Origin of the sequence: Streptosporangium fragile, from assembly GCF_039534445.1 — a bacterium.
Taxonomy (GTDB): Bacteria; Actinomycetota; Actinomycetes; order Streptosporangiales; family Streptosporangiaceae; genus Streptosporangium; species Streptosporangium fragile.
The window spans coordinates 46,265-71,919 of record NZ_BAAAVI010000001.1 but is presented as its reverse complement, the minus strand read 5'-3'; the positions used below and the strand labels follow the sequence as shown (position 1 = coordinate 71,919).

24 protein-coding genes are annotated in these 25,655 nt (G+C 72.6%); 14 read left to right on the top strand and 10 right to left on the bottom strand.

The window, feature by feature from the left end:
* Positions 1-76 precede the first annotated feature (76 nt).
* Genes ABD841_RS00375 through ABD841_RS00355 form a run of 5 tightly spaced genes read left to right on the top strand, consistent with a single transcriptional unit; the run spans position 77 to position 5,402 of the window.
* Positions 77-1,036, top strand: coding sequence for a 3-oxoacyl-ACP synthase III family protein (locus tag ABD841_RS00375; RefSeq protein WP_344966527.1), 960 nt, complete (start codon positions 77-79; stop codon positions 1,034-1,036).
* The gene (locus ABD841_RS00370) at positions 1,036-1,767 is read left to right on the top strand and encodes a glycosyltransferase family 2 protein (RefSeq protein ID WP_344966525.1); all 732 of its coding nucleotides are present in this window, start codon (positions 1,036-1,038) and stop codon (positions 1,765-1,767) included. Before ABD841_RS00375 ends, ABD841_RS00370 begins: the two co-directional genes overlap by 1 nt.
* Complete coding sequence (locus ABD841_RS00365) at positions 1,764-2,885, top strand: cytochrome P450 (RefSeq protein ID WP_344966523.1); 1,122 nt, start codon at positions 1,764-1,766, stop codon at positions 2,883-2,885. The genes ABD841_RS00370 and ABD841_RS00365 overlap by 4 nt, the downstream gene beginning before the upstream one ends.
* Complete coding sequence (locus ABD841_RS00360; RefSeq protein ID WP_344966521.1) at positions 2,882-4,420, top strand: class I adenylate-forming enzyme family protein; 1,539 nt, start codon at positions 2,882-2,884, stop codon at positions 4,418-4,420. Before ABD841_RS00365 ends, ABD841_RS00360 begins: the two co-directional genes overlap by 4 nt.
* A complete protein-coding gene (locus tag ABD841_RS00355) occupies positions 4,413-5,402 on the top strand; it encodes an NAD-dependent epimerase/dehydratase family protein (protein ID WP_344966519.1) in 990 nt (329 codons plus the stop codon). Before ABD841_RS00360 ends, ABD841_RS00355 begins: the two co-directional genes overlap by 8 nt.
* On the opposite strand, the gene ABD841_RS00350 is transcribed toward ABD841_RS00355, so the two are convergent.
* Positions 5,332-6,279 (bottom strand): hypothetical protein, encoded by a 948-nt coding sequence (locus tag ABD841_RS00350; RefSeq protein WP_344966517.1) that lies wholly within the window; start codon positions 6,277-6,279, stop codon positions 5,332-5,334. The two genes, ABD841_RS00355 and ABD841_RS00350, sit on opposite strands and share 71 nt — an antisense overlap.
* A 226-nt stretch (positions 6,280-6,505) precedes the next feature.
* On the opposite strand from ABD841_RS00350, the gene ABD841_RS00345 reads away from it, so the two are divergent.
* A complete protein-coding gene (locus ABD841_RS00345; protein WP_344966515.1) occupies positions 6,506-7,936 on the top strand; it encodes an LCP family protein in 1,431 nt (476 codons plus the stop codon).
* 82 nt (positions 7,937-8,018) lie between these two features.
* Here the strand turns inward: ABD841_RS00345 and ABD841_RS00340 are convergent, their stop codons facing one another.
* Positions 8,019-8,522 (bottom strand): DUF2867 domain-containing protein, encoded by a 504-nt coding sequence (locus tag ABD841_RS00340; RefSeq protein ID WP_344966513.1) that lies wholly within the window; start codon positions 8,520-8,522, stop codon positions 8,019-8,021.
* A gap of 312 nt (positions 8,523-8,834) precedes the next feature.
* Here ABD841_RS00340 and ABD841_RS00335 point away from each other — a divergent pair, with 312 nt between their 5' ends.
* Both ABD841_RS00335 and ABD841_RS00330 read left to right on the top strand, forming a co-directional pair.
* The gene (locus ABD841_RS00335) at positions 8,835-9,800 is read left to right on the top strand and encodes an ATP-binding protein (protein ID WP_344966511.1); all 966 of its coding nucleotides are present in this window, start codon (positions 8,835-8,837) and stop codon (positions 9,798-9,800) included.
* A 63-nt stretch (positions 9,801-9,863) separates the two neighbouring features.
* Positions 9,864-10,250, top strand: a complete 387-nt coding sequence (locus ABD841_RS00330) for an SCO5389 family protein (protein ID WP_344966508.1) — start codon at positions 9,864-9,866, stop codon at positions 10,248-10,250.
* A 21-nt stretch (positions 10,251-10,271) separates the two neighbouring features.
* Here ABD841_RS00330 and ABD841_RS00325 read toward each other — a convergent pair whose 3' ends face one another.
* The 3 genes from ABD841_RS00325 to ABD841_RS00315 all read right to left on the bottom strand — a co-directional run bounded on the left by ABD841_RS00325 (position 10,272) and on the right by ABD841_RS00315 (position 13,111).
* Positions 10,272-11,261 (bottom strand): LLM class flavin-dependent oxidoreductase, encoded by a 990-nt coding sequence (locus ABD841_RS00325; protein ID WP_344966506.1) that lies wholly within the window; start codon positions 11,259-11,261, stop codon positions 10,272-10,274.
* Positions 11,262-11,497: 236 nt separating this feature from the next.
* Positions 11,498-12,166 (bottom strand): ribonuclease HII, encoded by a 669-nt coding sequence (locus ABD841_RS00320; RefSeq protein WP_344966504.1) that lies wholly within the window; start codon positions 12,164-12,166, stop codon positions 11,498-11,500.
* A gap of 9 nt (positions 12,167-12,175) precedes the next feature.
* Entirely contained in the window at positions 12,176-13,111 is a 936-nt protein-coding gene (locus ABD841_RS00315) for a LysR family transcriptional regulator (protein ID WP_344966502.1), read from the bottom strand.
* A gap of 97 nt (positions 13,112-13,208) precedes the next feature.
* Here ABD841_RS00315 and ABD841_RS00310 point away from each other — a divergent pair, with 97 nt between their 5' ends.
* From ABD841_RS00310 to ABD841_RS00300, 3 genes are all read left to right on the top strand, one after another.
* A complete protein-coding gene (locus ABD841_RS00310; protein ID WP_344967031.1) occupies positions 13,209-14,489 on the top strand; it encodes a pyridoxal phosphate-dependent aminotransferase in 1,281 nt (426 codons plus the stop codon).
* Between the two features lie 185 nt (positions 14,490-14,674).
* Positions 14,675-15,319: a GNAT family N-acetyltransferase gene (locus ABD841_RS00305; protein ID WP_344966500.1), complete on the top strand. Its 645-nt coding sequence runs from the start codon at positions 14,675-14,677 to the stop codon at positions 15,317-15,319.
* A 350-nt stretch (positions 15,320-15,669) separates the two neighbouring features.
* The gene (locus tag ABD841_RS00300; RefSeq protein WP_344966498.1) at positions 15,670-18,774 is read left to right on the top strand and encodes an AfsR/SARP family transcriptional regulator; all 3,105 of its coding nucleotides are present in this window, start codon (positions 15,670-15,672) and stop codon (positions 18,772-18,774) included.
* A gap of 330 nt (positions 18,775-19,104) precedes the next feature.
* Here the strand turns inward: ABD841_RS00300 and ABD841_RS00295 are convergent, their stop codons facing one another.
* The gene (locus tag ABD841_RS00295) at positions 19,105-20,556 is read right to left on the bottom strand and encodes a DUF7059 domain-containing protein (RefSeq protein WP_344966496.1); all 1,452 of its coding nucleotides are present in this window, start codon (positions 20,554-20,556) and stop codon (positions 19,105-19,107) included.
* A 139-nt stretch (positions 20,557-20,695) separates the two neighbouring features.
* Between ABD841_RS00295 and ABD841_RS00290 the strand changes: the two genes are divergently transcribed.
* Positions 20,696-21,013, top strand: coding sequence for a hypothetical protein (locus ABD841_RS00290; RefSeq protein WP_344966493.1), 318 nt, complete (start codon positions 20,696-20,698; stop codon positions 21,011-21,013).
* Between the two features lie 293 nt (positions 21,014-21,306).
* Here ABD841_RS00290 and ABD841_RS00285 read toward each other — a convergent pair whose 3' ends face one another.
* Positions 21,307-21,903 (bottom strand): TetR/AcrR family transcriptional regulator, encoded by a 597-nt coding sequence (locus ABD841_RS00285; RefSeq protein ID WP_344966491.1) that lies wholly within the window; start codon positions 21,901-21,903, stop codon positions 21,307-21,309.
* Positions 21,904-22,155: 252 nt separating this feature from the next.
* Positions 22,156-22,695, bottom strand: coding sequence for a GNAT family N-acetyltransferase (locus ABD841_RS00280; protein WP_344966489.1), 540 nt, complete (start codon positions 22,693-22,695; stop codon positions 22,156-22,158).
* Positions 22,696-22,781: 86 nt separating this feature from the next.
* Here ABD841_RS00280 and ABD841_RS00275 point away from each other — a divergent pair, with 86 nt between their 5' ends.
* Complete coding sequence (locus ABD841_RS00275; RefSeq protein ID WP_344966487.1) at positions 22,782-23,303, top strand: winged helix-turn-helix transcriptional regulator; 522 nt, start codon at positions 22,782-22,784, stop codon at positions 23,301-23,303.
* On the opposite strand, the gene ABD841_RS00270 is transcribed toward ABD841_RS00275, so the two are convergent.
* The gene (locus ABD841_RS00270; RefSeq protein ID WP_344966485.1) at positions 23,254-23,904 is read right to left on the bottom strand and encodes a VC0807 family protein; all 651 of its coding nucleotides are present in this window, start codon (positions 23,902-23,904) and stop codon (positions 23,254-23,256) included. The genes ABD841_RS00275 and ABD841_RS00270 overlap by 50 nt on opposite strands.
* A 189-nt stretch (positions 23,905-24,093) precedes the next feature.
* Here ABD841_RS00270 and ABD841_RS00265 point away from each other — a divergent pair, with 189 nt between their 5' ends.
* Positions 24,094-24,948 carry an SURF1 family cytochrome oxidase biogenesis protein gene (locus ABD841_RS00265; protein WP_344966483.1) on the top strand — a complete coding sequence of 285 codons (855 nt, stop codon included), beginning with the start codon at positions 24,094-24,096 and terminating at the stop codon, positions 24,946-24,948.
* A gap of 32 nt (positions 24,949-24,980) precedes the next feature.
* Here ABD841_RS00265 and ABD841_RS00260 read toward each other — a convergent pair whose 3' ends face one another.
* The gene (locus ABD841_RS00260; protein WP_344966481.1) at positions 24,981-25,616 is read right to left on the bottom strand and encodes a hypothetical protein; all 636 of its coding nucleotides are present in this window, start codon (positions 25,614-25,616) and stop codon (positions 24,981-24,983) included.
* Positions 25,617-25,655: the final 39 nt, after the last annotated feature.

Here is a 25,655-nt window from a genome sequence, read left to right as displayed (position 1 = left end):
CATGACCAGGACAAATGACGGCCTTTCCGATACATTGCGCGAATATATGGAGATTTGACGCTATCGAGGGAGATCGATGAGAGCCCGGATCACGGGCGTCGCGACCTGTCTGCCGGAACGGACCCTGTCCAGCGCGGACGTGGAGCGGCGGATCGAGGGCTACGTGCCCCACGGAGGCGTCATAGAGCGGTTGACGGGGATCCGCACGCGCCATGTGGCCGGCGACGACCAGCAGGCCTCGGACCTGGCCGCGGAGGCGGCGCGCGGGCTCGACCACGCGGACGTCGACCTGCTCATCTTCGCGTCGGCCTCGCAGGACATGGTCGAGCCCGCGACCGCGCACATCGTGGCGGCCAAACTCGGGCTCTCCTGCCCGGTGTTCGACGTCAAGAACGCCTGCAACAGCATGCTGAACGGGATCCAGGTCGCCGAGGCGCTGATCCTGTCCGGCGCGCACCGCAAGGTGCTGGTCTGCTCGGGCGAGGTGCCGTCACGGGCGATCCGGTGGCGGGTCAGGGACCGCGCGCAGTTCGTCGACTCCTTCGCGGGCTACACGCTGTCGGACACCGGGGCCGCGGTGCTCGTCACCGCGGATATGGAACGTGGCATTTTCTACCGCGACTTCGCGGCCGACTCCACGGCGTGGGCGATCGGCACGCTGCCGGGCGGCGGCTCGGCGCACCCGCGCGACCCGGAGTACTCCTACTTCCGGGGCGACGGGCGCAGGCTCAAGGAGGCGTTCGAGCTGGCCGGCCCGGACATCTTCCTCAACGCGCTCAAGCGCACCGGGCTGACCTGGGACGACTTCGCGATCGTGGCGGTGCACCAGGTGGCCCTGCCCTACCTGCGCTTCCTGGCCGGGGTGCTGCAGATCCCCGAGGACAAACTCGTGGTCAGCCTGCCCGAGCACGGCAACTGCGCCTCGACCTCGCTCCCGCTCCAGCTCGCGCTCGGCGGCTGGCAGCCGGGCGACCGGGTGGCGCTCCTCGGGCTCGGCGGCGGGATCAGCACCGGCGTGATGCTGGCGGAGATGTGATGGACCTGTGGGTGATCGTCCCCGCCTACAACGAGGCGGCGGGCATCGAGGCGACGCTGGAAGCACTGGCCGGGCAGGACGACCGGGACTTCACGCTGCTCGTGGTGGACAACGCGAGCACCGACGGCACCGCCGAGATCGTGCGGCGGCGCGGCGTCGAGGTGATCGTGGAGACCAGGAAGGGCACGGGCGCCGCCTCCGACACCGGCATGCGCCACGCCATCGCGCGCGGCGCGACCCACCTGGCCAGGACCGACGCCGACTGCCTGCCCCGCCCGGACTGGGTGCGCAACATCCGGCGGGCGTTCGGTGACGGCCTGGAGATGGTCGGCGGGCGGCTGCGGCCCCGGACCGACGAGTTCCCGCTGAAACTCTGGGAACGCCACCTCATCCCGTTCGTGATCCAGGTGGCGGCGACCTTCGGGCGCTTCCGGCCGGGCAACCGGGATCCGCGCTACCGGGGCCCGTACGTGATGATGCCCGGCTGCGCCCTCGCCATCACCGCGGACCTCTACCAGCGGGCGGGCGGCTTCCCCAGGACCGCGATCGAGGAGGTGCACGAGGACCGGGCGCTGGTCAACCGGGTGCGGATGCTCACCTCCGCGTACGCCTCACGCCGCGACGTGGTGGTCTTCGGCTCGGTGCGCAGGCTCCGGGCGTACGGGCTGGTGGGCACCCTGGCCTGGTACGCCGACCACCACTACCGTCCCGAAGTGATCGACATCCGGTGAACCACGAGACCCGGCTCTATCTGGCCGCGCATCCCGTGGTCTACCCGCTCATGCGGTTGCTGGCCCGCCTGGGCCCCGTGGTCCGGGTTCCCGGCCTGGGAGTCGTGGTCAACGACGCCGCCGTCGCGCGCGCCGTGCTGACGGACGAGCGCTTCCGCAAGGACGGCCCCGGATCGCCGGGTGATCTGTGGACGCCGGTGCTCGGCCCCTCCGTACTGCTCAACATGGAGGGCCCGGCGCACCTCGCACTGCGCAGGAAGCTGATGCCGCTGTTCACCACCTCGTACGTCTCCGCGCAGGTGGACGACGTGCTGCGGCGCCCGCTCGCGGACCTGTCGACGCGGCTGGCCCGGGGCGAGACCGTGGACCTGGTGGACGCCATGCGGGTGATGGCCGGGGCGGTGATCTGCCGGGTGATCGGGCTGGGCGAGGTCTCCGAGGCGCGGGCCCGCGAGCTGTTCGCGGACGGGGAGCGCGTCGTCTCGATGGTCTCGCTGCGCTCGCGGCGGCTCTCGGAGCGGCAGGTGGCGATCGCCCGGCGGGTGCTGGACCGGATCGGCGACATCGCCCAGGCCGCCTACGAGGCCGGGGACGAGTCCACGGTCATGGGCCGGATGCGGGCCCTGGGGCTGTCCGCCGCCGAGGCCAGGGGCGCGGCCGGGGCGTTCTTCCTGACGGGCACCGAGACGGTCGCCACCTTCGTCCCCCGGCTCGTCGCCCTCCTGCACGACCACGGAACCCCGGTGGACGACCTGGACCGGGTGATCGAGGAGGCCATGCGGGTCACCACGCCGACCCCGGTGATGCTGCGCTCGGTGAGCGTGGCCGCGCACGTCGGCGGGGTGCCCGTACGGCCGGGCGACCGGGTGCTGATCGTCACCCACAACTGCGCCAGGGCGTACGGCCCGTTCGACCCGTCCCGCGGGCACCCGCCCGAGCTGCGGCGGCTCTGGTTCGGCGCCGGACCGCACTTCTGCATCGGCTACCCGCTCGCCCTGGCGGAGATCCGCGCGGTGGCCGCCGTCCTGCTCGCCCACCGGGTGCGCGTCGTCGGGCGGCGCGCGGCCAGGCGGGTCCTCATCCCCACCTACGAGAACCTGTGGATCAGCGCGGCATGAACGACATCGTCAGCGGAATCACGGCCACCGCCGGGCGGGAGCCGGGCCGGACCGCCCTCATCGACGGCCGGGGCCGCGAGATCTCCTACGGCGAACTGGCCCGCCGGGTGGCCGTGGTCCGCGAGGTGATGTCCGGCGGGGACGCCGGCGGGGCGTTGCGGCCCGGAGACGGGGTGATGTTCGCGGTGCGGCCCGGGGTGGACGCGGTGGTGCTGGCGCTGGGGGCGGTGGCGGCGGGCGGGACGCTCGTGCTCGCCGATCCCGGGCTGGCTCCCGACGTGCTGGCCGCCCGCATGGCGGCCACCCGGCCGGCCTGGGTGGTCACCGAGTCGCTGCTCCACCTCCTGAACGGGCCGCTGAAGGGTCTCGCCCGCCGCCGGGGCCTGCTCCTGCCCAACCTCCGCGAGCCGCTCCCGGGCAGGCCCGTACGGCACCTCTACACGGGCCCGTGGCTGCCCGGCGTCCCCCGCGGCGCGCTGCGGTTCTCCCGGGTCCTGCGCGACTTCGCCGGCCGGGCCGGACAGGGCGGGGCGGCGGACCAGGCGGCAGCGGACCGGATGACGGACCGGGCGGTGGCGGACCAGGCGGCGGCAGTGATCTTCACCTCGGGGACCACCGCGCGCCCCCGGGGCGTGGTGCACACCCGGGGGTCGCTGGCCGCCGGGCTGGAGCTGTTCAGGAGCGCGTTCCCGCTGGGCCCCGGCGACGTCGTGCACACCGACCAGCTGATGCTCGGGCTGCCCGCGCTGATGGCCGGGGCGACCTGGTCGCTGCCCGGCGGCGGGGACCAGGCCGCGGAGCTGGCCGAGCGGCGGGCCACCCACACCTTCGCCGTCCCCGTGCGCCTGGACAGGCTCCTGCGCGAGACCCCCAGGCTGCCGCGGACGCTCCGCTACCTGCTGCTCGGTGCCGCGCCCGCCCCGCCGGGCGTGCTCCGCCGGGCGGTCGAGGCCGGGCCCGAGGTGCTGTCGGTCTACGCGATGACCGAGGCGCTGCCGATCGCCGTCGCCTCGGCGCGGGAGAAGCTGGCCCATGACGGGGGGGACCTGCTCGGGGCGCCGTTGCCCGGTGTCGGCGTCCGGATCGCCGACGACGGGGAGCTGTTCGTCTCCGGGCCCCACCTCGCCCGGGGCTACCTGGGTGAGGAACCGCTCCAGGAGGTCGCCACCGGGGACCTGGTCCGCCTCGACGAGGGCCGGCTGGTGCTGCTCGGCCGGAAGAAGGACATGATCCTCCGCGACGGGTTCAACATCTACCCCGGCCTGTACGAACCCGGCGTCGCCGCGCTGCCCGGGGTGGCCGAGGCCGCGATCGTGGGGCTCGCCGACCCGGAGACGGGGGACGAGGAGGTCGTACTGGCGGTCGTCCCGGCGGACGGCTACGACGAGAGCCTGCTGCGCAAGGCACTGCCCGGGATCGTGGACGCCGCCGCGCTGCCCGACCGGATCGAGACCCTGGACGCCTTCCCCCGCTCGGGGCGGGCCGACAAGCTCGACCGCGCCGCACTGCGCGCCCTGGTGGCCCGCCGTGCCTGAGCCCGGGACGGGGGCCGAGCCGGGATCCGCGGCCGGGACCGGGACGGGGCCGTCCCGCCCGCGGCTGCGGGTCGCGGTGACCGGCGCCTCCGGGTTCGTGGGCGGGGCGGTCTGCCGGGCGGCGGCGCGCGAGGGCTGGGCCGTCTCGGCCTTCGGCAGGCGGTCCTCGGTGGACCCCGCGCACGTCGGCGGGGCGCCGTACACACCGTGGGACCTGCTGGGGGAACGGCCGGAGTTCGACGAGGCGGACGCGGTGATCCACTGCGCCGGGAGCGTCACGGACTGGGGGCCGCCGCGCGACATCTGGGCGGCCAACGTGGACGGCACCCGCAACGCCGCCGCGGCGTTCCCCGGCGCCAGGTTCGTACACGTCAGCACGGCCAGCGTGTACGACCCGTTCCGGCCGACCGTGCTGGCCACCGAGGACGAGGCCCCGGTCGGGCGGTACGCCAACGCCTACGGCGCCTCCAAGGCCGCCGCGGAGCGGTGCCTGGACCGGGCGGTCATCCTGCGCCCGCACGCCGTCTACGGCAGGGGCGACACCACGTTGCTGCCCCGGGTGCTCGACGCGGTCCGGGGCGGGCGGCTGTTCGCGGTGGGCGACGGGCGCCAGCGGATCAGCCTGACCTCGGTGGACAACCTCGCGCGGGCCTGCCTGCTCGCCGCCGCGGGCCCGGTCGAGCATGGCGTCTTCAACGTGACCGATGCCGAGCCCGTCGTCCTGGACGACGCCCTGCGCGCGATCCTGCGGGAACGCGGCATCGCCGCCGAGCCGTCCTACCTCCCGCTCTCGCTGGCCGGCCCCGCCGCCCTGGCCGCCGAGACCGCGTTCCGGCTGCTGCGCCGGCCCCACCCGCCCCGCCTGACCCGCTACGCCGCGGGGCACCTGGCCGTCGAGCGGACCCTCGACATCACGGCCGCTCGCGACCGGCTCGGCTACCGACCCACGGCGACATCCTTCGCGGGCGCCGCAGACTGGTGAGCATGGGCGGCGGTGGCGGGACGGGAAGCCGGGCGCGCAGGACCCCGACCTTCGCGACGAAGACCGTTCCGGCGACGAGCAGCCCGGCCGCGAAGAACACCCGCACGCCGGTCCGCAGCGTCCCGGTCACCGCGTCGAAGAAGACGACCGCGGCGGCGACGGGCAACGTGTGACCGGTGGAGCCGGGCAGGTAGACGTTGCGGGCCAGGGACAGGGCGAGGGCCAGCAGGAACATGCCTCCGGCCAGGCCGAGACCCGCGCCGACGACCGCGGTCTCACGGTCGCGGGCCAGGAGCACCCCCGCCGTCATCAGCGCGGGCGGCAGAAAAGGCAGGATCCACTTCAGCGAGACCAGCAGGTTCTGGGCGGGGGCCACCCTGATCAGGTCGGCGGAGAGGGCGAGCCGGATCGTGGGGTGCAGCTCGGGCAGACGGGCGGCGGTCCCGAGCCCGGCCGCCAGCAGCTCCTGCCTGGCCAGCTCGCACACCGGGTGGAGGTCGAGGGAGACGGTGTCGCTGCGCAGCGTGGGTTCCCGGCTGCCCTCGCCGTACAGGACCGCGAGGAACCTGCGGTGCGCCCCCCGGTTCATCTCCTCCCAGGCGGTGGGAAAGCCGTCGCCGGTGACCTTGGCCCGCACCGAGGTGCGGACGAGGTCACCGGCGGCCGAGACGCCCAGGCCGCGGAGCCGCTGGGTCATCACACCGGTGACGCGGTTGGCGACGGCGTCCTGAATGTCCGAGTTCCGGGCCATCGGCGCCACGCTCTCGACGTAGCGCCCCGGTGAGATGAGAGCGTGCGCCGTCCAGAAGCCGAACAGGGCGACCGGAGCGAGGACACAGCCGAGCACGATCAGAAAAGCACTGATCACTTTACGCACCAGGTGTCCCCCTTCACTGCCTTACCTGGGAATCCCCCCACTTACGGTGCAAAACCAATTAAGTGTCGTTTTTGACTGGAACTTGACATTCCCCCGGCCCGGCGTGCCCCGGTCACCGAACCTTGACCGGCCTGCGCCCGCGCGTCGTACGGCCACATGGCCATTCATCCGAAAAGCGTTACTAACCTGTGATGCAAGGGGGAGACGGACGGGAGATGTTAGAAAAATGGCAGGTAGTGGGGGACGTGCGGGTGTCGGGGCAAGCCTGGCGTTGGCGGTGGGCTCGGCCGTCGTGTGGGGTCTGGCCCACATCTGGGTGGGCCGCCGCCTGGCGGGCGCCCTGCTGCTGGGGATCGAGCTGATCCTCGCCGCGGGCGTCACCACCGCCGCGCTGACCGCCGGACCCGCGCTGCTCGCCCTCGCCGTGCAACCCGTCTGGCTGTGGGCCTTCGCGCTGGCCGCGCTGCTGCTGGCGACCGCCACGGTGGCCGTGATCATCCGCTCCTACCTGCTCGTCCGGCCGGAGTCGCTCACCACCACGGCCCAGTTGCTGTCGGCCACCGCGATCGGCCTGCTGTGCGCGGTGGTGATCGCCCCCATGGCCTACGCGGCCCGGCTGGCCTACGTCTCCCAGACCGTGGTGACCTCGGTGTTCGCCAAGAGCGCCACACCCGTCCCGGTGGACCCGTGGAACGGCCGCGAGCGGATCAACATCCTGCTCATCGGCGCCGACGCGGCGGCCAACCGGGTCGGCATCCGCACCGACAGCATGACCGTGGCCAGTGTGGACACCCGCACCGGTGACACCGTGCTGTTCGGGCTGCCGAGGAACCTGGAGGACGTCCCCATGCCGCCCGGCCCGGCCCGTGAGCGTTTCCCCGACGGCTTCCAGGGCGAGCCGCCCTACAGTCCCGGCCTGCTCAACGAGGTCTACCAGTACGCCGAGGACCACCCCGAGATCATGCCCAGGACGCCCAGGAACCACCGCGGGCCGTCCCTGCTGAAGAGGACCGTCAGCGGCATCCTCGGGATCGAGGTGACCAACTACGCGATGGTCGACATGTGGGGCTTCGTGGAGATCGTCGACGCGATGGGCGGCGTGCGGGTCCGCATCAAGGAGCCCATCGTGTACGGCAGGCAGAACGAGGGCCTGATCGAGGCGGGCAGGCGCAAACTGTCGGGCGAGGAGGCGCTCTGGTACGGCAGGTCCCGCACCTTCAGTGACGACTACGTCCGGATGGGCCGCCAGAAGTGCCTGATGAACGCCGTGGCCAAGCAGGCCGACCCGGTGACGGTGCTCAGGAGCTTCGAGAGGCTGGCCGCCGCCGCGGTTAATGCCGTCTCCACCGACATCCCGCGTGAGATGCTGCCCGCCCTGGTGGATCTGGCGGGGAAGGTGAAGAACGCGGAGATCAGAAGCCTGCAGTTCGTCCCGCCGCTGATCAACACCGGTTACCCCGACTACGACCTGATCAAGCGCGAGGCCGCCGCCGCCCTGGCGAAGCCGCCCGCGCGCCCGTCGTCCTCCGCGACGCCCGGCGCCTCGGCCGCCGCCCGCGCGGCCGGTCCCGCCGAGGACGGCCCGGAGGTCCCGGGAGGGGTCACCGGGGCGCGCGCCGGGGTGAGCACTGTCACGCTCGACACCGTCTGCGGCTGACGGCCGCCGGGATCCCCCCTCCCGCAGACCCTGCCGCAGCCGCGCCGCGAGCCCGCGCGCCGGACCGGCCTCCGAAGACCCCCTACCGGTTTCTCCCGTCCCGCGACCGTCCGACGGCGGCCCTGGCCATGCTCAGCACCACGAGATGGTGGAAGGGACGGATCACATTGAAATACACCGGGCCGGTCCAGCGGTGGTACTTGACGATCGTGACGACGTGGAAGCGTCCCGGCTCGGCCACCACCGCCAGGTAGGCGGTGAGGTGTGATTCGGTGGCGCCCGCCACCAGGTACCGGTCCTCCTCGCCCTCGACGACGGTGAAGAACGCGAGCTTGTCACCGGGTGTGAACGAGATGTCCTCCGGCCGGATGCCCGCGGCGGACGGCATGTCCTTCTGCCGCATGCCGAGCAGGCGCACGAACACTCCCCGTACCCGGTAGAGGAAGCGGATCCAGCCCGGCTCCCAGCCGACGAGACCGGCCAGGAACTCGCCGAGGGTGAGATCGCCCCGGACGGTCTTGACGTCCACGTGGTCGGCGCCCTGGGTCAGGGCGCGGAGCTGCGGGAGTTCGACGGTTCGCGACATGGTCACTCCTGCCGGGAATGCGTGGCCGGCCGCGCACCGCGGCCGCGCACTCACCATGCCATACGGTTTGGTATGTCTCCTCGCCGGGCCCCGGGAAGACGGACGCCGCCGCCCCGTACGGCCGGGGGGCTACCCAACGCCGACGGCTCCGGTAAACGATCAAGTCCCACCTAATCCGGCGAAACCACCCCATCCGTCCCGCCACTCGCCTGTTTCTCCTGGTGATAGCCGTCACACACACCTGGCGGGCGTGGCATGATGGTCCCCCCGAAGGAGTTGCAATGGTTTTCATCGTCAGATTGGATCGTCGTCGTGAGGGTGGCATTCGTCGGTAAGGGCGGCAGCGGCAAGACGACTCTGTCGGCGCTGTTCGCGAGATACACAGCGAGCCGGGGCTCCTCGGTCGTCGCCGTGGACGCCGACATCAACCAGCACCTGGGCATGGTCCTCGGTCTGGACGAGAGCGCGCTGCCGCGCCCGATGGGCTCGCACCTGGCCGAGATCAAGGAATACCTGCGGGGTGACAACCCTCGCATCTCCTCGGCCTCCGCCATGGTCAAGACCACCCCGCCGGGGCGCGGTTCGCGGCTGCTCCGTCTCGACGAGCAGGACGACCCGATTCACGCGGGCTTCTCGATCCCCACGCCCGAGGGGCCGCGGCTGATGGTCACCGGCCCGTTCAGCGAGGACGACCTGGGCGTGGCCTGCTACCACTCCAAGGTCGGCGCGGTGGAGCTGTACCTCAACCACCTGGTCGACGGCACGGGCGAGTACGTCGTGGTCGACATGACCGCCGGGGCCGACTCCTTCGCCTCGGGGCTGTTCACCCGCTTCGACATGACCTTCCTGGTCGCCGAGCCGACCCGGCAGGGGGTGAGCGTCTACCGGCAGTACCGCGACTACGCCGCCGACTACGAGGTGCCGATCGCGGTGATCGGCAACAAGGTGCACGGCCCGGACGACGTGGCGTTCCTCCGCGAGCAGGTCGGTGACGACCTGCTCGTCTGCCTGGAGCACTCCGCGGCGATCCGCGCCATGGAGCAGGGCCGCCCGTTCACCCTCGGCGACCTCGAACCGGCCAACACCGCGGCCCTGGCGACGATCCTGGAGCGTCTCGACGCCCAGGAGAAAAACTGGGACCGCTTCGGCCACCAGGCCGTGCTCTTCCACCTCCGCAACGCCGAGGCCTGGGCGAACAGGGCCACGGGCGAGGATCTCGCCGCGCAGATCGACCCCGACTTCGTCTTCGGCCCCACGCGAGTGTCGCTCTCCCGCTAGATGGAGAGATCACCACGCTTCACCTAATGTCTGATTGATCCCCTTCTGAGAGGAGAACGCAGCATGTCGCTGACCGTTTCGAACGATCTTCTCGACCAGGCCAAGGCCGGTGAGGTGGACGACGCGGCGTTCGTCGCCTGCGTCCGGGACTCGCTGCCGTACGCCTGGTCGCTGATCAGCGATCTGGTCAAGCAGCGCGAGCACACCGGCGCCGAGTTCGCCGACAACACCGTGCCCCCGCCGGACGAGGCCGCGCGTGGCCAGCTCCTGCGTGCCCTCGCCAGTGACGCCATGCGCGGCGCGCTGGAGCGTCATTTCGGAGTGAAGCTCGCATTCCAGAACTGTCACCGGGTCGCGGTCTTCGCCCCGTCCGCCACCGCGGCCCACGCGGAGTTCGTCACCGCCAGGTCGCAGATCCTCAACCAGAGCCCCGAGCTCGTCGACTGCTGACACCCACGACGGCACGAGATCTCAACCGCGGACCCGGGGCAGCACCTCCGCCCCGAGCCGCCTGATGTTGGCGAGGGTGCGGGCGTGGTCTCCCGCACCCTCCACCATGAGGATCAGGTGCCGCAGGCCGGTGGCCTCCGCGGTCCGCAGGATCTTCCGCACGCACCGCTCGGGCGAGCCGACCGGATGCGTCTCGCAGAGGAAGTCCACGTATCCCGGGATGTCGCGCGGCGGCCGCGCCCGCCCGTCCACCGGCACGTAGCCCGCCAGGCCCGGCTCCAGCCAGCGCGGCATGGCCTGCCTGAGCTCCCGCACCGCCTGCTCCGTCGTGTCGGCCACGTGGCCCACGGCGGCCGCGACGTGACCGGCCGGGGACGGCGGGTCCCCGGCCAGCGCCGCGTAGTCCCGCAGCACGGCGGCCTTCTCCGCGTCGCCGACGTGCATGCCCAGCAGCATCGGCAACCCCCGCTCGGCGGCGATCGCCACGGTCTCCGGCGAGGTGCACGCGACGACCGGCCGGAGCCGGACGGCCGGCACCATCGGCACCTTCCTGAACGAGAAGAACTCCCCGTCCGCGCAGACCTCCTCCCGGGCGAGCGCGTCACAGAGCAGGTCGAGCGACTCGCGGAAACCGCGCTCGAACCTGTCCAGACCCGTGCCGAACACCTCCAGGTCCACCCACGGCCCGCCCCGGCCCACCCCGAGCGTGAAGCGTCCCCCGGAGGTCTGGTCGAGGATCGCCGCCTGCTCGGCCAGGTCGACCGGGTGCCGGGTGGAGAGCACGCTCACCGCCGTGCCGATCCGGATCCTGGTGGTGCGGCCCAGCGCCACCCCGGCCAGCGTCGCCGCCGACGGGCACACCCCGTATGACATGAAGTGGTGCTCGGCGATCCACGCGTCGTCGAACCCCACCTCCTCCGCGACGGCGATCGCCTCCACCGTGTCCCGCAGCACCTGACCCGGCTCCCGGCCGGGGAACCCGGCCGCCACCAGAAAGACTCCGATACGCACCCTCCGATGATGTCGGACGCGAACCGCGGAGCCCGACATGGCGGCGCTCCCCGGTGTCGCGCAGACCCCCGCAACACAGGGGCTTCCCGGCCTCCCGCGGACGCCTCCAGCGGACCGTCCACCGGCCGGCGGCGTGGCGGGCCGGGACGGCTCAGGTTCGGAGCACGCCGGCACGCCCCGAGAGACCACGGTCCGACGGGCCGGTCCGGAGCGACCGGCCCGGAGGACCGCGATCTTCAGGCGAAGAGACCGAGCTGGCCCTCACCGGCGCGCGGGTCGCGGTGCTTCTTGAGGTGCCGCCAGCGCGGCAGGTCGTCCAGGTAGGACCAGGACAGGCGGTGGTGCTCCGTCGGGCCGAGCGAGGCCAGGGCCGCCTGATGGACCGGGGAGGGGTAGCCCGCGTTGTCGGCGAAGCCGTACTCGGCGCAGCCCAGCGACGCCATGTGGGTGTCGCGACGGACCTTGGCGACGACGGAGGCCGCGGCCACCGAGACGGACGACAGGTCGGCCTTGACCTCGCACCGCACCGGCCACGGCGCGCCCAGGTAGTCGTGCTTGCCGTCGAGGATCACCACGTCGGGCCGGACCGGCAACGCGGCGAGCGCCCTGCGGGCCGCGCGGCGCAGCGCCTCGGTCATGCCGAGCTCGTCGATCTCCTCGTGTGACGCCTCGCCGTACCCGACCCCGGCGGCCCAGGTGATGATCTCGGGTACCAGGGCGGCACGGCGGGCGGGGCTGAGCATCTTGGAGTCGGTCAGCCCGGCGGGCGGGTCCGACAGGTCGGTGACGACCGCGCAGACCGCGACCGGCCCGGCCCAGGCACCCCGGCCGACCTCGTCGACCCCGGCGACCAGCTTCGACCCGCCGTCGTTCAGCAGGCGTTCGAGCGTGTAGGAGGGAGGCACGTGCCGACGTTACCGGGAGGCGAGCTCCACCGCCTCCAGGTCGGCGGCGAGCAGCCGGGCGGCGACGTGGACGGCCCGGAGGGTGACCGAGACGGCGGGGCGGTGGACGCCGGAGGCCCGGGCGATCGCCAGGACGTCCCGGCCGATCGGGGTGCCGGGCAGCCGCCGGACGACGACGCCGCGCACCCCCGCGGCCAGCACCAGGGCGGGGACGGCGGCGATGCCGATGCCCTTGGCGACCAGGCCGAGGATCGTGCCGAGTCCCTCGAACTCCCAGGGCACCGGCTGGTGGCCGCCGACCCCGGCCATCAGCCGGTCCACCGCCAGCCGGGACGGTTCACCGTCCGGGGTCGCCATCCACGGCTCGTCCCGCAGCTCGTGCAGGTCGACGGGGACGTCCGGGGAGGCGAGCCGGTGCTTGCGCGGCACCACGAGCACCAGCGGGTCGCGCAGCAGCGGGAAGACCCGGATGGTGTCCGACTCGCGCACCCAGCCGTACCAGTCGTCGACCAGCGCGATGTCGACCTCCCCCGACTGCACCTCGCGCATGCCGCGCCCGGAGCGGCCCTGGCCCATCCGCAGGGTGAGCGCGCTGTGCCGGCGCAACGTCCTGGCCAGCGCGGGCGCGAAGGCCACCGCGGCGGTCGGGAAGGCGGTCACGGTCACCCGGCCCGACGGCGTCGCGGCCTGGGCCGACAGGTCGGACTCGGCGGTCTCCACCATGGCCAGGATGCGCTCGGCGTGCTCGACCAGGCGCCGCCCCGCGTCGGTCAGCTCCGCGCTCCTGGCGGTCCTGTCGAGCAGCGCGGCCCCGGTCTCGCGCTCCAGGGTGGCCAGCTGCTGGGAGACAGCCGAGGGGCTGTACCCGAGGGACGCCGCGGTCGCCGCGATACTGCCCCGGCGGGCGAATTCGCAGATCACCGCAAGTCTCCGCAGATCAAGCATCAGTTCTCCTTACGCCCACCCACAACAACCGAAGCTTGTCCTGATGCCTTCACCCCATCAGGCTGGGGAACGTTCCGCAATGAGGAAGGGACCCGAGATGGACATCACCCTCTCCGCCACCCTGGCGGCCAACGAGGAGATCGAACGAAGACGACGCGCCGGCGAGCGGGTGCTGCACCTGGCCTTCGGGGAGGCTGGGCTGCCCGTTCATCCGGCTCTGCGCGAGCGGCTGGCCGCGGCGGCCGGGCAGAACGGGTACGGGCCGGTCGCCGGGGCGCCCGCGCTGCGCGAGGCCGCCGCCGGATACTGGGCGCGGCGGAACCTGCCCACCGACCCCGGCCTGGTGGTCTGCGGTCCCGGAAGCAAACCGCTGCTGTACGGCCTGCTGCTGGCGATCGGCGGCGACATCGTGCTGCCGATGCCGAGCTGGGTCAGCTACGCCGCCCAGGCCGACCTGGTCGGCGCCCGCCCGCTGCTCATCCCGACGCCCCCCGGAGAGGGCGGGGTGCCGGACCCCGAGCACGTGGCCTCCGCGGTGCTGCACGCGCGCGCCCGGGGACGCGACGTGCGCTCGCTGCTGGTCACGCTCCCCGACAACCCCACCGGCACGCTCGCCACCGCGCCGACGATCCGGCGGATCGCCGAGGTGGCCCGCGAGCTCGACCTCATGATCATCTCCGATGAGATCTACCGCGACCTGGTCCACGACCCGTCCGCCGGTTTCCTCAGCCCCGCGGAGCAGGCTCCCGAGCGCACCGTGATCACCAGCGGGCTCAGCAAGAGCCTGGCTCTGGGCGGCTGGCGGATCGGTGTGGCCAGGCTCCCGTCCGCCGCGCTGCGCGACCGGCTGCTGGCCGTGGCGAGCGAGATCTGGTCCAGCCCCGCCGCGCCCGTCCAGCAGGCGGCGGCGTACGCCTACACCGAACCGCCGGAGCTCGTCGAGCGGATCGACCGGAGCCGCGGTCTGCACGGCGCGGTGGCACGGGCGGTGTACGAGAGATTCGTCCGCTCGGGCGTGCGGGTGGACCGGCCGCAGGGCGGTTTCTACCTCTACCCCGACTTCGCCGGCCTCGACTTCGCCTCCGCCGCCGAGCTGACCGCGCATCTGCTCGACCGGTACGGCGTCGGGGTGCTCCCCGGCCACGCCTTCGGCGACGATCCCGCGGCCCTGCGCGTGCGGGTGGCCACCAGCCTGCTGTACGGCGAGACGGCCGAGCGGCGGCTGGCCGCGCTGACCGCCCCCGACCCCCTCGGGCTGCCCTGGATCTCCGCCTCCCTGGACCACCTGGACGAGGCCCTGGACGGGCTGAACACCACGCGGCGGCGACCGCGCTCGCCCCGGCCCGCCTCCCCCGTTCCGGCCCCCGCGGCGAGGTGATCGAGGCCGGCATCACTTTGGTGAAACTTTACCCCGGACCCGCGCCCGTCCGAGGTGGCGTAAGCGCTGCTGAGCTGGGCATTCGCACCATGGAGTACCGCAGGTCGGACGCATCCCTGGATGCTCACCAAGATGTCCTGTTTCGTTTGGCATCACACATGCGTTTGAGCCCCCATCATGTGCTCATGCCCGCTTTTGTCACCCTGTCCGGGCGCCTCGTGCGCCTGGAACCGCTCAGCCTCGCGGTGGTCGACGACCTCGTCGCCGCGGCGAGTGAGGACCGTTCCACTTACGCCTTCACTCGCGTCCCCAACGGCCGGGACGAGATGGTCTCCTACGTGGAGGCCGCTCTGGCTGAGCAGGCGGAGGGCCGCACGTTGCCCTTCGCCATCCGGTGGCTCCACACCGACCGCGTGGTCGGTGCCACCCGTCTCATGCACCTGGAGTACTGGCAGGGCCCCATGCCCTGGCCGCCGGGCGCACGTGGGGCGGTGGGCGATGTCCCGTCCGTGGCGGACATCGGTTACACCTGGCTGGCCGCTTCGGCCCAGGGCACGGGTGTCAACCGGGAGAGCAAGTACCTGATGCTCTCACTCGCCTTCGAGACCTGGCAGGTCCACCGCATCACCCTCAAGGCCGACGTACGGAACGTACGATCCCGGACCGCCATCGAGGCCCTCGGCGCGCACCTTGACGGTGTGCGGCGGGCGGAGAGCCGAGGCGCCGACGACACGGTCCGAGATACCGCGTACTACTCGATCCTGAGCTCGGAATGGCCACTCGTCCGAGAACGGCTGCACGCGCGGATGGGCATGGTCGAGGCCGCATAATCCCGATAATCATCACTTATAGCGCTTAATGGAACAAAAGGCCCGCCCGGGAGACCGGACGGGCCTGATGTTCACCCGAGCCTTTTTACGAAAATCATCGGCGAGACGCCGGAAGACCACTCCTCGTCACCGCCGCCGGCTCTTCATACCCGCAATCCGCTGCCCCCGTCGGGCATGGCCGCCCCCGTAAGGGCCATGCCCGACAGGGCTCAGCATCACGGACACGGCTCAACGCCCGATTAACGCCTGATCAACGGCCGGGTTAACGAGCAAGCCTCTCCCCGCGGAGTAAGCGACGAAGGATCTATCATTTGGCCATAAAGCTTTTCGGTAGGGCGGAGCTTCAGGAAATGGCTGTTCGGGGCGGCGGAGAAGGGTTGCGCTTCGCCGTGCTCGGCCCTGTCCAGGCATGGCGTGACGGGGCCGAGCTCGATCTGGGCACCCCGCTGCAGCGCTCCATTCTCGCGATGCTCCTGCTCCGGGAAGGCCGGGCAGTGACGCCGGCCGAGATGATCGACGCGATCTGGGGTGACGAGTCCCCGCCCCGGGCGCTCGGCGCGCTGCGCACCTACGTCTCGCGGCTGCGGGCGGTGCTGGAACCCGGCAGGTCGCCGCGGACCCGCCCCGAGCTGCTGACCTCCGTGGGCCGGGGCTACGCGCTGCGGCTGGACGGCGAAGCCCTCGACCTGGTCCGCTTCGAGCGGGGCGTGCAGGAGAGCGAGGCCGCCCGGCGCGCGGGCGACCTGGCGAGAGCCGCCGAGAGTCTGCGCGCGAGCCTCGCGCTGTGGGCGGGCGAGCCGCTGGCCGGGGCCGTCGGCCCCTACGTCGAGCACCAGCGCGGCCGGCTCGCCGAGCGGCGGATGAGCGCGGTGGAGGTCCTCATGGACCTGGACCTGGAGCTGGGCAGGCACTCCCACGTGCTGTCCGAGCTGATCGCGCTGAGCGCCGACCACCCGTTGCGAGAGCGGCTGCGCGCCCAGCTGATGCTGGCCTACTACCGGTGCGGCCGTACGGCGGAGGCCCTCGCCGCCTTCGCCGACACCCGCACCACGCTGATCGAAGAGCTCGGCATCGAGCCGGGCCCCGACCTGACGAGCCTGCACCGGCGTATTCTCGTCGGTGACCCGTCCCTCGCTCCGGCGGCGCAGCCCGCGCCGCCCGCCCCCGCCGGGGCCGCGACGCTCGCCGGAGCCACCGGGGTCGCCTCGCCCGACGAGACCGCCGAACCCGACGCGACGGAGAGCGCCGGACCCGCAGCCGGGGGGCCCGCGCCCGCCGCGACACCCGAGCTCCCGCGCCCCGCCCAGCTCCCGGCCGCGGTGAACGACTTCACCGGCCGCCGTCAGATCGTCGCGCGGCTGCGCACCCTGCTGTCGGGCGAGAGCGGTTCCGAGGGGGTGCCGGTCGCCGCCATCTCCGGCATCGGCGGGGTGGGCAAGACCGCCCTGGCGGTGCACGTCGCCCACACCATGCAGGACCTGTTCCCCGACGGTCAGCTCTACGCCGACCTGCGTGGCTACGGTGAGGAGCCGACCTCCTCCGAGTCGGTGCTGGCCGCCTTCCTGCGGGGCCTGGGCCTGCCCCCCGACGCCATACCGGACGGCCCGGCCGAGCGGTCGGCGCTGTTCCGCTCGCTCCTGGCCGACCGGCGCATGCTCGTGCTGCTCGACAACGCCCGCGACGCCGCCCAGGTGAGCCACCTGCTGCCCGGCTCCGCGGGATGCGCGGCCATCGTGACCAGCCGCGGCAAGCTGGCCGATCTGGCCGCGGCCCGGCTGTTCGACCTCGATGTCATGGAGCCGGAGGAGGCCCTGGCCCTGTTCGGCACGGTCGCCGGGGCCGAGCGGGTCTCCGCGGAGCGCGCCGCCGCCATGGATGTGGTCGCCGCCTGCGGCTTCCTGCCGCTCGCGGTGCGGATCGTGGCCGCGCGGCTGGCCGCGCGGCCGTCGTGGACGGTCGCCTCGCTGGTGCCCAGGTTGGCCGACGAGCGCCGCCGCCTGGACGAGTTGCGCGTGGGCGACCTCGCGGTGGAGGCGACCTTCGCCCTCGGATACGGCCAGCTCGGCCCGGCCCAGGCTCGCGCGTTCCGGCTGCTGTCGCTGCCGGGCGGCCCGGACATCTCGATCGGGGCCGCCGCCGCGCTGCTCGCGCTGGACCCCCTGGAGACCGAGGACATCCTGGAGTCGCTGGTCGACGCCAGCCTGCTGGAGGCCCCGGCACCCGGCCGCTACCGCTTCCACGACCTGCTCAAGCTCTTCGCCCGCCGCACCGCGGAGCGCGCCCAGGGCGCAGGCGGGGCCGTCGCCGGGACCGGGAGACCCGGGGACGCAGCCGGTGACGAGGGGACGGCGGCGCTGCGCCGGCTGCTCGACTTCTACCTGGCGTCCGCGCGTTCGGCCCACCGGCTCGCCTACGAGGGCAGCACGATCGCCGACCAGATCGAGGTCACCGCGACCGGACTTGCCTTCGCCTCCGCCGACGAGGCCGTGGCCTGGCTGTCGGTGGAGGCCGAGTCGCTGTTCGCCTCGGTCGTCCAGGCGACCGCGGCCGACGATCCCGGCGCGCTGCTACCCGGGGCCGACCTGCTCCTCGCCATGGAGCCGCTGCTGGAGTCGGGCAGCCACGCCCGTGAGTTCGAGAACCGGACGCGGGAGACGCTGGCCGTGGCCCGGCGGCTCGACGCCACCTCCAGCGAGTTGCGCTGCCGCTACGTGCTGGGCCGGGTGCTGTTCGGCGCCAACCGGCTGGCCGAGGCCGAGGAGGAGTTCCGGGCCGCGCTGGACCTGTCCGCGCTCGGCGACCGCATCGTCGCCGGTGAGGTGCTCAACGCGCTGGCCGTCGTGTCCGGGCGCAGGCGCCGCCACGTGGAGGCCCTGGCGTGGTTCGACGCGGCGCGTCAGGTGTTCCGGGAGACCGGGGCGCGGGGCGGTGAGGCGTTGACACTCAGCTACTCCGCCCGTGACCACCTGTTCCTGGACCAGCCCGCGGAGGCGATCGCCGCCGCCGAACAGGGGCTGGCCCTGTTCATCGAGATGGGCTCCAGCGCGGGCACCGCCCGGGCCCGCTACCACCTGGGGATGATCCTGTCACGGGTCGGCCGGCTCAACGAGGCCGTCCACCACCATGCCGAGTGCCTGGCCTTCTTCCGGGCCAGCAACCAGCGGGTGTGGGAGCAGCGGGTGTGCTCCCGGCTGGCCGAGACGTTCATCCACGCGGGCCGCCTCGTGGACGCGACCCGCCACGCGGAGCAGGCGCTGACCGTGAGCCGCGAGATCGGTCACCCGTACGGCGAGGCGCAGGCACTGGCGGTGCTAGGCAAGGCGCTCGCCGGCCTCGGCAGCGCCGGGCGCAGCCGGAACTGCCTGGAGCGGGCTCACGACATCTTCCGCACGCTCGGAGCCCCCGAGGCCGACGACCTGCGGGCCCTGCTCGATCGGGACCAGGTCGACAGCTGATTCCAGCCCGTCGTACAGGTCGTCGTCGAGGCGCGTCATCCAAACGTGGTTGATCACCCGGATCCCTGTCTCCGCCGGTCCGGAGCCCGACCGGCCCGGAAACTGAAGGTGGCTGTGGACGCCCGGCCGACCGTCTGACCCCGGGCGACGTGTAGGGGGCCCGGTCATCCGGTACGTCACCCGTGGTCGGCCGCCTCACTGTGACGGCCGGCCGGACTCGGCACGATCCCTCCACCCCCCCGGGAGCGTGCCCCACACCCGAAGCTTCCCTCCGCCCGCTTGTCATCGGATTGACAAGCGATAGCGGCGATATCCACAGCCTGTGGAGGATCACCCTGTGGATATGTGGAAAAACCCTTCGGCGAGCAGCGGACGGAGTGCCTGCGGTGCCTTCTCCCGCAGGTCGGCAGGGTCTTCGCCGGTGAGTTCGGCGATCGCGTCGAGCAGCGGACCCAGGGGATAATCCCCGTCGCAGACCCCGGCCAGGGCGGCTTCCACGGTTCCCACCCGCGCGCTGCGGCGCAGGCCTCTCGTCTGCCGCAGCACGATCCGCGCCGGATCCTCCGCGCCCGGCGGGCCGATCCGTTCCTCCAGCACCCCGGCCGCGAGGCAGAGCCGGGCGTCCAGCAGCGCCGCATCGGTCAGCCGGTGCGCCGTGGTGATCCCCGCAAGCACCTCGTCCACATATCCACCGACCGGGAGCTCCACCTGCCCGCCGTACTCCTCCACCCGCACGACGGGGTCGAGGCTCCCGGAGTCGTGCAGGGTGATCCAGCCGAAGCCGATCCCGGTGACGTCCTCGGACTCGAACCAGGTCAGCCACTCGTCGTAGAGCTCGCGGTAGCGCGGGGTGCCCTGCTCGGCGGCGTCCCGCAGCCAGAGCTCGACGTACTCGGCCGGGTCCTGCACGTCGCGCTGGACCGCCCAGCCGTCGAGCCCGGTCCCGGTCAGCCACCCGCCCACGCGGTCGCGCCAGTCCTCGCCGCGGACGTGCAGCCAGTTGGCCAGCAGGTGGCAGGTGCCCTCCGGGGCCAGGTGGCGGGGGGCCAGGCGGACCAGGTCCCGGCAGAAGCCGTCGGCCGGGAAGCCGGACTCGCGGTAGGTGAAGCGGCCCGCGGGGGAGATCACGAACGGCGGGTTGGAGACGACCAGGTCGAAGCGCTCACCCCGGACGGGGTCGAACAGCGAGCCCTCGCGCGCGTCGACCCCCTCGATCCCGGACAGCGCCCAGCTGACGCGGGCCAGTTCCAGGGCTCGGGGGTTGACGTCGGTGGCCGTGATCTCCGCCGCCCGGCCGGCCAGGTGCAGGACCTGGACCCCGCACCCGGTTCCGAGGTCGAGGGCGCGCTCGACCGGGCGGCGCGAGGCCAGCTGGGCCAGGTTCGCCGAGGCGCCGCCCGCGCCGACGACGTGGTCCGGGCGGAGCGCCGGGTCGCCGGGTCTGACCTTGCGGTCGGAGACGACGTATCCGCCGGTCTCCCAGGGTTGCAGGTGGACCGCGGAGGTGACCAGGCCGTCCTCGACGGTCACCAGGCCCGCCGCGGCCAGCTCCGCCACCGGCAGACCGGCGGGCGCCGTACGTTCCGGCACGGGAGTGCCGAGCCACCACAGCCGGATCAGCACGCCGAGCGGGTCGTCCCCGGCGGTGGCACGCAGGGCGGGCACCGTCTCCTCACGGGAGAGCGCGGCGGCGGCGATGTCGCCGAGGCGTTCGCGGACGCCGTCGATGGTGTAGCCGGTGTCGAGCAGGAGTCCTCTGAGCCGGTCCAGCAGATTGTTCACCGGGCAATCCTCGCACCGGGCTCCGCCCGCCGCCCCAGGTGATGAGACTGGTATAGATCAGGGAAAGTGTTCTGCAAGCGGAGAACAAGCAGAAAGCGGTAGTTCTGTGGGGCCGCACCATCCGCTTGAAGGATCCGTGATGCTGATCCCCTGCTTCGCCTGCGAGTCCCGTTTCCACCCTGATGAGTATTTCCGCGCCTGCCACGACTACCACCGGGGCAAGGACCTGGTCGCGTGGACCTGCCCGCGGTGCGGCAACCAGGACGAGTTACGGGTCCTTCCGGGCGAGCTGGGCTTCGGCTATCCCCGGTGCGGGAGGTTCGACATCTGCGACCGGGTGCGCGTGCCCGGCCTGCGGCGTCAGCGCCAGGACCTGCGGCTGGACATCTCGCTGGACAAGGAGATCTGGCGGGTGTCCACCCGGCGGCGGCTGGTGGGGGCCCGCCGGCCGTACTGACCGCGAACGTCGCCGGCGGCGGGGCTCGATCGGCGGTGAGGGCCTCCGACGTGGTGGGGGTCCGGGCGCCACACCGCACGCCGAGCGCTTCGCGTCTCCCCGTGGCACCCGCCTGACCGTCCACGGCAGACGTCTCTCGCCGAACGGATCGCGGCAGGGCCCGCGGCGACTCGGCCTCGGCGGCCGGGGCGCGTGGAGAGCCCGGCCCGGGCGGCCGCGGGAGGCGCACCGAGACCGCTCCGGCCCGGAAGGAGCCCCCGCCCCCGGGCCGGAGCGCTTCTCCCCGGGACCGGTCAGCCGTTCTGCTGGCGCAGGCTGTGCCAGGCCGCCTGGCAGAGACCGGCGATCTCCTCGGGGGTGGGCTGGTGCGCCCCGGCGAACCACAGACGGCACATCTCGTTGGCCGGCCCCAGCCAGAGGACATAGCACATCGTGGGGTGGACGGGCTGGAGCAGGCCGTTCTTCATGTGCGGCCGCCACCACTCGGAGACCTGCCGGAAGAACGCCCTGCGCGACTCGGAGACCTCGGTGCCGCCCGGCTCGTCGCGCCTCGGCGGCCGCTCGCTGATGAGCAGGTGGGCCCGCTCGCGGTGCTCGCCGCACCAGGACATGTGCAGGGCGACGATGGCCTCGATGCCCTCCCTGGCTCCCTCGTGGCGCCGCAGTTCGGCGAGGAAGGCCTCCTGGTACATGCTCAGGGTCTCGGCGTAGAGCACCCCGAAGACGTGTTCCTTGCTGGCGAAATGGTGGTAGAAACTGCCGACGCTGACGCCGCTCTCCTCGCGGAGGCTGGCCAGCGTGGTGGCCGACACACCGTCCTGACTGAATCGGCGCAGGGCACCCTCGACGATCCGGGTGCGGCCGTCGCGTCCGTTCTTGGCGGTCTTCACGGTTCCATGGTGAGGTACCAGAACCTTATTCCGCAAACTGTCGCGGGAACAGCTCGGGCCACGTCCATCGTACCGCCTTGATCACGGTACCGCGCACCGCCCCCGGAACCGCCGGGAGGCGCGCATCGCACCCCCGACCGGCGAGGAGGACGCGGGACCGATGAGACGCGACCACCCGGCGGGAAGAGCCGCGGGAACCCGATGAGGCGCGACCACCCGGCGGGGAGACCGCGGGGCCGGTCAGGGGATGGATCAGGGGATGACGGCCGCCGTCACCTCGACCGTCCCCGCGGAGATCCGCGTGACCGCGTCGGGCCATACCTTGCGGATCATCGCCAGCACCCTGCGGTTGTCCCCGAGCACGTCCATCCCCACGGTCTCGGCACCCCGGGCCGCCGCCCGGCGCATCAGCGCGCGGACCAGCCGGGAGCCGAGCCCCATGCCCTGCCACTCGTCGCCCACCACCACGGCGATCTCGATGTCGGCCTCCTGGCCCGGACAGCTCATCGCGTGTCCCACGATCAGTTCGCCGTGCACGGCGAGCAGGGCGTCGCGGCGCTCGTCCACCGCGAGAAGGGCTCTGACCATACTCGCGCCGGGGCGGCCCAGCCCGGTGAAGAAGCGCTGCACCTGACTGCGCGCCGAGAGGCCGCCGAGGAAGCGCCGGATCCGCTCCTCGTCGTCCGTCCGGGCGGGACGGATCTCCACGGCGTCCGCCCGCACCCCCGGAAGGCCGGCGGGAGTGGCCGGCACCGGGTCGCGGTTCGGCAGCACGAGCTGAGTTCGCATCATGAACCCAGAGTCTCGCGAGAGAGCTGAGTATGTCAACTAGACTCAGATGCGTTGGAGGTGGTGCGATGGCGACCTACGATGCGCATATGAGTGAGGCGTCCCGCGGCACCCTGCCCCTGCGGGCGGAGAACTGCTCCATCGAGCGCGCCCTCGGCATCGTCGGCGAGAAGTGGACGTTCCTCGTGCTGCGCGAGGCGTTCAACGGGGTGCGCCGCTTCGCCGACATGCAGGCGGCCACCGGCGCTCCCCGGCAGGTGCTCAGCGCCCGCCTGACCCGGCTGGTGGAGGAGGGCCTGCTGCGCAAGGTCCCCTACCGCGAGCCCGGCCAGCGGCAACGCGACGAGTATCGGCTGACACAGATGGGCCTCGACCTCTACCCGACCCTGGTGGCCCTGATGCAGTGGGGTGACCGCTACCTCAGCGACCGCGAGGGACCGCCGATGCGCCTCACCCACCGAGGCTGCGGCGCCCTGATCGAGCAGCACTTCCGCTGCGCCGACGGGCACGAGGTGCCCAGCCCCCGGGAGGTCACCCCGATCCCCGGCCCCGGGCTGCGCCTCAGCCCCGCGGCGCGACCTGCAGCCGACGCAGACACCGCCGGAAGCTGAGCACCGAGACCAGCGCGGTCCCGCCGAGCAGCACCGCGACGGCCGAGGTCCGCACGAGGAGGAAGGTCTCCAGGGTCTGGGTGAACAGCAGCCAGAGGCTCAGCCCCGCGTTCAGCAACTGCGCGCACCCCCACAGCACCGACTGCCACATGAAGAAACGGCGCATCTGCGGATGCTTCTGCACGTGGTCGGGGAGCGGCACGAGGTCGACCGCCACCCGCTGGGCCAGCGGGCGCCGCAGCGGCGCGGTGAGCAGGAAACTCATGCTCGCGCAGAACACCCCGAGGCAGGGCTGGAGGAAGAAGAAGATCGGGTTCTCCGTCACCACGACCAGCGCCACCCTGACGGTGACCATCACCGCCGCCAGGATCATCGTGCCGGGCACCTCCCTGCGCCGGACCAGCCGCCAGGCGACGCCCGCGTAGACCCAGGCCACCGTCACGGCCACCGCGCCGATCTCGCCGGTGAAGACGAGCGCGACGTAGAAGACGGCGACCGGAAGGAACATGCTCTCCAGCACCCGGGGAACCGCGTGGCGCAGCAGGACCCCGAGAGGGGGGAGATCGACCGGAGCCGGGGGGGCGGACACGAGCACAGTCATCAGGCGCGGGCTCCGGAGGTGGTGGAACATTCCGGGGGAGGACCCCATCAGACGGTACGTGATGTCCGGAGTGTCCGGGAGACCTTTCCGTGACTTCGGCACCGGCGACAGGGGATTCCGGGCACCCTACTACGCCGGAAGGCGCACTCGGCGGACGGGGCGGTGCCCCCGGTGCCTACCCTGGAGTACGTGTACCGGTTCTTGCTGACTCCCCGATGGCTGGCTCTCCACGTGGTGGTGCTGCTGGTCATCCCCGCCTTCGTGCTGCTGGGGCAGTGGCAGTTCGGGCGTTACGAGGAACGGTCCACCAGCAGCAACCAGACCACCGCCAACCTGGCCGCCGCCCCGGTCCCCGCCCAGGCCCTCACCTCACCCGGCGGCACCGTCCGCGAGCAGGACAAATACCGCACCGTCACGGTGACCGGCACGTTCGACGCGGGCGCCCAGCTTCTGGTCCGCCGCCGCACCCAGGACAGGGCGGTCGGCTTCTACGTGCTCACCCCGCTGAAGACGGCGGACGGCACCGGCGTGCTGGTGAATCGGGGCTGGGTCAAGGCGGGCGCCACGGCCGACGCCCTTCCCGAGGTCCCGCCGCCGACCTCGGGTGAGGTCACTGTCACCGGAAGGCTACGTCCCAGCGAGACCGAGGAGAGCTCGGGCATCCGCGACCGGACGGGCCTGCCCGCGGGCCAGGTCCTGCTGATCAACACCGAGGCGATCGGGCGGAACCTGCCGTACAAGCTCCTCGGCGGATATGTGGAGCTGACATCCCAGTCGCCCGCGGCCGCCGCCGCGCCCGCCCCCGTCCCCGCACCGGACGTCGGCGGTGGCGGCGGGCTCAACCTGGCGTACGGCGTGCAGTGGTGGCTGTTCATCGGGATCGCGGTCGGCGGCTGGTTCATGCTGATCCGCCGCGAGGCCGCCGACCTCAGGGCCGCGGCCGCCGGCTCGGCGGAGTCCGCCGGGTCCGGGACCCCGGAGTCCCCGGAAGCCGGCGCGGAGCCCGCCGGGACCTCGCGGGGCACCGAGCGGGCCGGGGCCTGACCGGGACCTGACCGGGACGGGCCGCCTCGCGGTCAGGTGTTGACCATCGCCATGCCGAAGAGGACCGCCACGGCGATCGTGAACCCGCGGGTCCCGTCGAGCCTGGCCGGGGCGGGCAGCACCTCGTAGGGCCCGCGCCACAGGGGGTGGGGCTCCAGCAGCACGTAGACCAGAGAACCGCCGGTGAGGAACATCCAGAACCACGCCCAGCGGGTGCCGTAGCGGGGGTTCGGCCGGGTCAGCATCAGCAGCCAGGCCAGCACCTCGGCCGCCATCGCCACCGGGGCGAACGGCTCCCACCACCGCGCGTAGGCGGGCGAGCCCACGGCGCCCCGGAAGCCCTCGGTGCGCACGATCTCCACCGAGGGGTCGGCGGCGGCGCGCACCCGGGCCATGAATGCCTCCTGGCGGCGCTCCAGGGCCTCCGGGACCAGCCGGGTGGTCTCCGGGTCCCAGACGTCGTCGGGCTGGTCGAAGCGGGCCTGGCTCCACGAGAGCGGCCCGTGCGACCACGTCAGGGTGCCGTAGGCGGGCCAGTTGCGGTCGTAGACGACCTCGGTCACGCCGCCCGCCCGCAGGTCCGCGATGAGGTCCTCGGCGGGGCGCAGGGTCGGATTCTGGTTGAAGTGGACGACGACGGTCGACAGGGCGAGCACGAACAGCAACACCAGACGGACCCCATACGGAATGTCCGCCCTCTCCGGAAC